The organism is Thiorhodospira sibirica ATCC 700588, from assembly GCF_000227725.2.
Lineage (GTDB): Bacteria > Pseudomonadota > Gammaproteobacteria > Ectothiorhodospirales > Ectothiorhodospiraceae > Thiorhodospira > Thiorhodospira sibirica.
In genome coordinates this window covers 1,636,455-1,642,792 of the sequence record NZ_MU255056.1, presented here as the reverse complement: position 1 = coordinate 1,642,792, position 6,338 = coordinate 1,636,455, and the positions used below count along the sequence as shown (strand labels likewise).

The 6,338-nt window shown below is 52.3% G+C and carries 7 protein-coding genes; 3 read left to right on the top strand and 4 right to left on the bottom strand.

Translation table 11 applies throughout. The features are described 5' to 3' along the window. Both THISIDRAFT_RS07830 and THISIDRAFT_RS07825 read left to right on the top strand, forming a co-directional pair. Positions 1-245 (top strand): hypothetical protein (locus tag THISIDRAFT_RS07830; RefSeq protein ID WP_221913982.1); only part of this gene is annotated, 245 nt, incomplete at its 5' end. 44 nt (positions 246-289) lie between these two features. Beyond that, a protein-coding gene (locus THISIDRAFT_RS07825) for an IS5 family transposase (RefSeq protein WP_246585351.1) occupies positions 290-1,091 on the top strand; the annotation gives its coding sequence in 2 pieces (ribosomal slippage) (positions 290-328 and positions 330-1,091; 801 coding nt in all). A 23-nt stretch (positions 1,092-1,114) separates the two neighbouring features. On the opposite strand, the gene THISIDRAFT_RS07820 is transcribed toward THISIDRAFT_RS07825, so the two are convergent. Together THISIDRAFT_RS07820 and THISIDRAFT_RS15375 are read right to left on the bottom strand one after the other, a co-directional pair. After that, on the bottom strand, positions 1,115-3,289 hold the full coding sequence (locus THISIDRAFT_RS07820; RefSeq protein WP_006788833.1) for an HAD-IIB family hydrolase: 2,175 nt from the start codon (positions 3,287-3,289) through the stop codon (positions 1,115-1,117). Positions 3,290-3,597: 308 nt separating this feature from the next. Further along, on the bottom strand, positions 3,598-3,966 hold the full coding sequence (locus tag THISIDRAFT_RS15375) for a hypothetical protein (RefSeq protein ID WP_418896129.1): 369 nt from the start codon (positions 3,964-3,966) through the stop codon (positions 3,598-3,600). 149 nt (positions 3,967-4,115) lie between these two features. Between THISIDRAFT_RS15375 and THISIDRAFT_RS15370 the strand changes: the two genes are divergently transcribed. Continuing rightward, the gene (locus THISIDRAFT_RS15370) at positions 4,116-4,310 is read left to right on the top strand and encodes a hypothetical protein (RefSeq protein WP_418896128.1); all 195 of its coding nucleotides are present in this window, start codon (positions 4,116-4,118) and stop codon (positions 4,308-4,310) included. Positions 4,311-4,663: 353 nt separating this feature from the next. Here the strand turns inward: THISIDRAFT_RS15370 and THISIDRAFT_RS07810 are convergent, their stop codons facing one another. Both THISIDRAFT_RS07810 and THISIDRAFT_RS07805 read right to left on the bottom strand, forming a co-directional pair. Beyond that, on the bottom strand, positions 4,664-4,813 hold the full coding sequence (locus THISIDRAFT_RS07810; RefSeq protein ID WP_221913981.1) for a hypothetical protein: 150 nt from the start codon (positions 4,811-4,813) through the stop codon (positions 4,664-4,666). Between the two features lie 1,089 nt (positions 4,814-5,902). Further along, on the bottom strand, positions 5,903-6,338 hold a 436-nt coding region (locus THISIDRAFT_RS07805; protein WP_221913980.1), incomplete at its 5' end, for an IS5 family transposase.

The following is a 6,338-nucleotide window of genomic DNA, read 5'->3' as shown; positions in this document are numbered from 1 at the left end:
CACGCTCAGTCCCGCTGAGCTGCTGCTGGAAATCACCGCCCTGCGATGGCATGGCCGCCATTGAGCTGCTGATGCAACAGTCTGAACAGGCTCAGACACATCTACAGATGGCCTTGGCCCTGCTTCAGGCACCCTTGCCGCAAGACCATCCTGCAGCCAGCGCCCTGGCGGTGAAGCTCATGACCCATCTGGGCAATGCCCTCGCCGCCCAGGCGCGCCATACTGAGAGGCTGTTTGGAAATTAATCGCGTAATGGCTTAACCTACGATTTTTCTAGGAAGTGGCCCACATGCCCCAGAAATGCAGCAAGAAGATTCGCAAAAAACGACTACCCGAGTCACCTCAGCGACGGCGCCTGGAAGGCGATCAAGCCGCTGTTGCCGAGCGCCCCGGTCGGGCGCCCTCGTAAGCTCAGCATGCGCCAAGTCATCAATGCGATCATCTATGTCCTGCAGACGGGCTGCCAGTGGCGTCAGCTGCCGCGCGACTTTCCTGCCTGGTCGGCAGTGTACTATGACTTCAATCGCTGGCGGCGCGATGGAACCTGGCAGCGTCTTCATGACAGGCTACGCGCTCGGCTACGGCAACGCCACGGGCGTCACAAGCATCCAAGCGCCGGGTGTCTGGACAGCCAAAGCGTCAAGCCCACGGCGATCCCTGGTGAGCGCGGCTATGACGCCGGCAAGAAGATCAAGGGCCGCAAACGCCATCTTCTGGTCGATACCCTGGGGCTGGTGCTGGCCGTCGTTGTCACCGCCGCCAGCGTGCAAGACCGTGATGGGGCGCGCCAACTCCTGCGCCATCTCCCCGGTCATTGCAAAAAGCTGCGCAAAATCTGGGTTGACGGCGGCTACAGTGGACGCCTGGTTGACTGGGTTGCCCAGCGCTTTCGTTTCGTCTTGACGGTGGTCTTGCGTCCCAAGGAGCGCCGAGGGTTTGTTTTGTTGCCGCGACGCTGGGTTGTTGAGCGGACCTTTGGCTGGCTGAACCACTCACGCCGTCTGAGCAAGGACTACGAGCGTTTGATGTCGAGCAGCGAAGCCTGGATTTATCTCGCAATGATTCGACTGATGGCTAACCGCTTGGCTTGAGGCGGTAGTTTCCAAACAGCTTCTTAGGGTTTTTCGGGCACGTCACAGCGACCAAAGAAATCATAGTGGCTGAGCGCCTCATTGATCCCTCCGGCATATTTGGCATTGGCAAAATAGACCCGCTTGAAGCCATAGAGCTTTTCCAGTTCGGGATGATGGTTGCCCACCACCACGCCCAGCGTACTGCCGCGCAGCATGTCTTCATCATTGCCAGAATCGCCGGCTACCAGAATGCGCTCCAGCGGAATGCCCCATTTATCGGCAAAATAGCGCACCGCAAAGCCTTTGGAAGCGCGTGTGGGCAGCAGATCTAAAAAGCGGTCATGCGAATAAATCAGATTGGCCTGCAAATCTTCCTGGCGCAGCAGGCGCTCAATTTCTTTGATGGTCGGGGCCTGTTTGGGATCGAGAAAAAAGCTCAGTTTATGCGGACGCTGATCCACCTCGGGTTGTAGCTCGATGCCGGGAACGGTCAGCAACACCTCGACCAGACGCTCACGCCGCCACTGATGATCAATATGCTTCAACCAGCCCATATCCTGGGTGATCTCGGGGCCATAGTGAATCTCGGAGCCCACCGAGGTAATCAACACATCCGGCAGTGGCACGCCCCATTCTTTGAGCACCTCCAGCGCTGAATCCAGACGCCGCCCGGTGGCAATCCCAAAAACCAGTTTATGGCGCCCCTGTTCGCGCAGCCGCTGCAACAACAGGCGCAAGGCGCTGCGATCTCCCAGCAAGGTATTATCAATATCCGTGATCAAGGCCCGATCCGCCTGAGCCAGCTTACCGGAAAGACGCTGCTGGCCCTTGCGCTGGCGGGTCGCCTCACGGCGCAGTCCCTTGATACATTTGATATAGGTCTCGGCATGACCCGACCAGGAATAATGCTTGCGCACCCCGCGCAGCCCCTGCTCGGAAAACTGCCGCCAACGCTGCCGGTCGCTGATAATCGCATCTATCGTCTGCCCCATCGCCGCTGTATCCAGCGGATCGACCAGCACCCCATTATGACAATGGGCAATGATTTCCTGCGGGCCACCATCGTGCGTAGCCACAATGGGCGCACCGCTGGCCGCCGCCTCAATCAGGGTCAGACCAAAGGGCTCCGTCAGCGCCGGATTCACAAAAACCCCGCGTGTGCGGGTTACAAAGCGGTAAAACTCCGGCACATCATCAGCACTGTGCTGCTTGGGATACGCCACATGCCCATACAGATCATAATCGTCAATCAGCGTCAGCACCTCGCCGAGTACCTCGCGGGCGCCTTTTTCCAGCTGGCGGATGCGCTGCCGATTCCCGGCCACAATCACCAGATTGGCCTTGTCGCGCAACGTAGGGTGTTCGGCATAGGCGCGGATCAGGCCCGGAATATTCTTGCGCTCATCCGGGCGCGACAGCGCCAGAATCGCCGGTTTATCGGGATCAGCCAGAAAGCGCGCCAGGGATTTTCGCACCGGCGTGCGCGGATCACGCAGCCTGGGAGGATGAAAGCGGGCCAAATCCGTACCCGGCGGAATCACCACCATGCGCTCGGGATGATAGTGATCATATAAAGCGTATTGCTGCTCCACCTCCTGACGGGTGCTGGCAATCACCCGATAGGCATGACTAAGCGCCTCCTCCTCGGCCTCAATGCGGGTAGCAATCGCATAACGCTGCTCAATATCCTGTGCCGCAAGGCCCTTTTCCAGCAAGCGCTCCCGTTTGACCCGTCCCAGCGAATGGCCGGTTTGCACCATCGGCACCCCCAACAGACTGGCCAGCCGCACCGCCACATAGCCCGCATCCGCATAATGCCCATGCACCACATCCGGCATCAGGCCCACAGAGCGCACATGCTTGAGCGCGTTATCGGCAAAACAGGGCAGATACGGCCACAAGCTTTCTTTATACAGATAGCGTTTCGGGCCACAGTCCAAGCGCACAATCCAGGCTTTTTCGGCGATTTGCTCGGTGGGCTTGGCATAATCAGACGCCACCCGGCTGTCCTGGATGCGCCGCGTCAGCAGATCCACCCGTCCAACTTCAGGATGTGCGGCCAAGGCGCGGGTCAGCTCAACAATGTACTTGGTCTGCCCGCCCGTATCGGCATCACGTCCAAGCTCGAGCTCTTCTCCTCGAATCAGCCCGTGGACACTGATCAACACCAGGTAAAGTCCTTCGCCCTGCGTCGCTTTGCTTTGGGTTTTTTTCATAAAATTATACGGCGCAAACCTCCGGTATCGTTCTGCTGAGGCGTCACGCCCTCCTGTCGTTAGCGGTGGATATCGTGGCGGCATCTTCCAGATGCCGCTCTCATCTAAAGCGACGGCCAGAAGCCATCGCCACACTAACTGTAGCGCGATTTCCACACGCAAACAACCACACACGACAGTTATTTAAACCTATCCATAAATCCCTATGGAGCATGGAACGCCGTTCTTGGGAGTGCCGAGCTGTATTTGGCAGCTGTTAAGGAACCTCTGATTAAGTCCCGCCGCCTGGGATAAACACTGAACCCACCTCACGGAGCAACAGAGCACACGATGAAACAGTTGGGCTTGAACGATTCGGGCTTTGTAAAGCACGCCAAGAAGACCCGCAAGGCACCGTTTCTGGCCGAGATGAACGAGGTGGTGCCCGGTCCGGGCGGGTGGCCTTGATCGATCCCGACTCTCCCAAGGCAGGCAATGGACGCCGCCCGATCGGGCTTGAGAGGATGCGGCGCATCCACGTCATACGGACTTTTGGGCGAGCGCGGCCTGATCTTGCGCCAGGGCACAAGGGTTGATGCCACCCGGATGGCTGCCCCGAGCTCCACGAACAACGCCAAGGGCGAGCGCGATCCGCAGATGCGTTCGACGAAGAAGGGCAAGCCGTGGTACTTGGGCATGAAGGCCCCTGTGGGTGTGGATACGGCCCATAGCCTGGTGCACACGGGGTGGGCACGGCAGCGAAGGTGCCGGACGTCAAGCTCACCGCTCCCCTGCTGCACGGCGAGGAGCAGCAAGTACATGGGGACAAGGGCGGGAGCGCAACCGCTTGGCGAGTGATCCGGCCAGCACTCCGCTGGTGGTGTTTCCCGTTCAAGCGCGTGAGGGCCGGGAACGGCCCGAGGACACGCACGAGATCAATCATCGCCTGTCCCCGCCTCGGGCACGCGTGGAGCACCCGTTTCGGGTCATCAAGCGCCAGTTTGGATATACCAAGGGGCGCTACGCCGTGGGCCGTGAATAGGCCCGAATCGTTCAAAAGAACTGGAAATCCAGACCCCAATTGACCGAGTAAACGACATGTCGTCCTTGATGTGCATTCGCCAGCCACCCGAGATCACTTAATCAGAAGTTAATTAACGCCTCAAACACCGGATTAGTGAAGTTGGTGACTTTTTTGGAACAAAAAAAGGTGACAGCTTTGTCAAGTCCGCGTGATTTGACTTGTTAGGCGATTTTATCTTAAAGAGCTTGCTCTAGCTCTTCAGCAGTAGACTCTATAGTTTCTATTTCTACTGTATCCTAAATATTTTTTTCTTCTTTCTTATCTTTTTTTTAAAAGAAAATAAGCTGTCCATGTGATTGTTAAGCTATTCTTTAAATAACTTTTCTTTTTTTTGCATAATTTTTATCAAATAGCTTTTTAAATGCATTTAGGAATTCTTCTGTTTTTCTGAATTCTTTGAATAAAGTCCATTCGATAATATTTTTTTCTTTCAAATCTCTTTCAACTAAAACTATTTTCAAAAAATTTTCTGCGCGCTCATTATTTTTATTTAGTACGGCTACAGCTAATTTGAACTCGCAACCAGTAGCGCTCGAGTCGAGCTACTTCAATAATCCTTGGCATTTATCTTTCTTGTCAGGCCTTAAATATGCTTGCGCTAAATTAATAATCATCATTTTTTTAATGATTTAATTGTGATTTTTTGGTAATGATATTGAAAACTCTAGCAGGTCAGCAGCAAGTTGATTTTTTCTTTTTTAAATTAAATTAAAGCCAACATTATTTAGACTGTTATCAGTATGCTCTCTTTCGTCTGGGAATAGCTTTCTCCAAAGAGCGTGTGCAAGATTAACTAAAAATCTCATAAATAACCTTGTAAGCATGTGATAGATATTCACTATTTTCTGTTAACCGATCACCAACTGAAATTCCCTCAATGTCACATCCATGTTGGCGGCAAACCTTTATATATTGACTTGAAACGATACCGTTTGCATGAACAAAAAGGTTACGTCTTTCCGTAATTTCAATAAAATCACTCCAAATATCTAATCCTTTCTATAACTTTAAATAAAACTTATTTTCGAGGAATGGTAAATAATCAGAATGACTTTTTCTTAGGATGGATTAAATCTCTTTTTATAGCACTTGTTTTTTTTGCATCTTCTAGTGAATCAAAAGCTAGTAAATATACGTAGGCAATCTGTCTATAGCTATCATTAAAAAATTATATAAAACTCTCAATAAAGCTCCTAAGAAGCTGTCAAACTCACTAACATAATAAACTAAAAAATTACGAGTAATTAAATCAATTAATGTTCTTAAACTGCTCGACTTTTCTCTAATCCTTCGGACTCTATATTGTCGATAAACAGGCACAGAGTAAACTTTTTTTTCTTCATATTGTTCGGTAATTTCATCATATTTATCTAAGAAATATCCGTGAGCTTTAGTTAGTTTTTATTCCATTATGGCAGCGACAGATAATACTAATGGTGCGCTTTCATTAAGAGCATCCATGTTTTCAATAAAATCGAAAACTACATCATCAATCTTTTTTTCTTTTATCATGCTCTCCATTTACGTAAATGCTTAGGGAGCGTTAACAATCAAGCCAGCCAAACGAAGGCTGACACGAGACACAGTAGCGACGGATAATTCCGTGCCAGCCGCTCATAGCGCGTGGCGATTCGTCTGAATGCTTTGATGTTCTGGAAAAACCGCTCGACAAGGTGACGGTCTTTATCGCTGTGCCAGTCAACCTCGATGACATCCAAACGGTTCTTCCTCGGGGGAATCACGGGCTCAGCCCCCACCGCTCGGATGATGTCTCTCGGCGCAGTCGCATCGTAGCCTTTGTCACCCCGTACTGCGTTCGGGGCAAAACCTTCAAGCAACGCCGGAGCCACACTGTATTCACAGGCCTGGCCCGGGGTGAGAATCAGCCGCACCGGGTTGCCCAAGGCATCGATAGCTGCATGGATCTTGGTGCTCAATCCGCTTCGCGACGTGCCCATCGCCTCGGTGTCCTGAGCGTTTTTTTTG

What these genes read in the sequence shown, in the direction of transcription:
- THISIDRAFT_RS07820 (WP_006788833.1), bottom strand. Translation starts at nt 3,289, where the DNA reads ATGAAAAAAACCCAAAGCAAAGCGACGCAGGGCGAAGGACTTTACCTG.
- THISIDRAFT_RS15375 (WP_418896129.1), bottom strand. Translation starts at nt 3,966, where the DNA reads ATGCCCAAGTACCACGGCTTGCCCTTCTTCGTCGAACGCATCTGCGGA.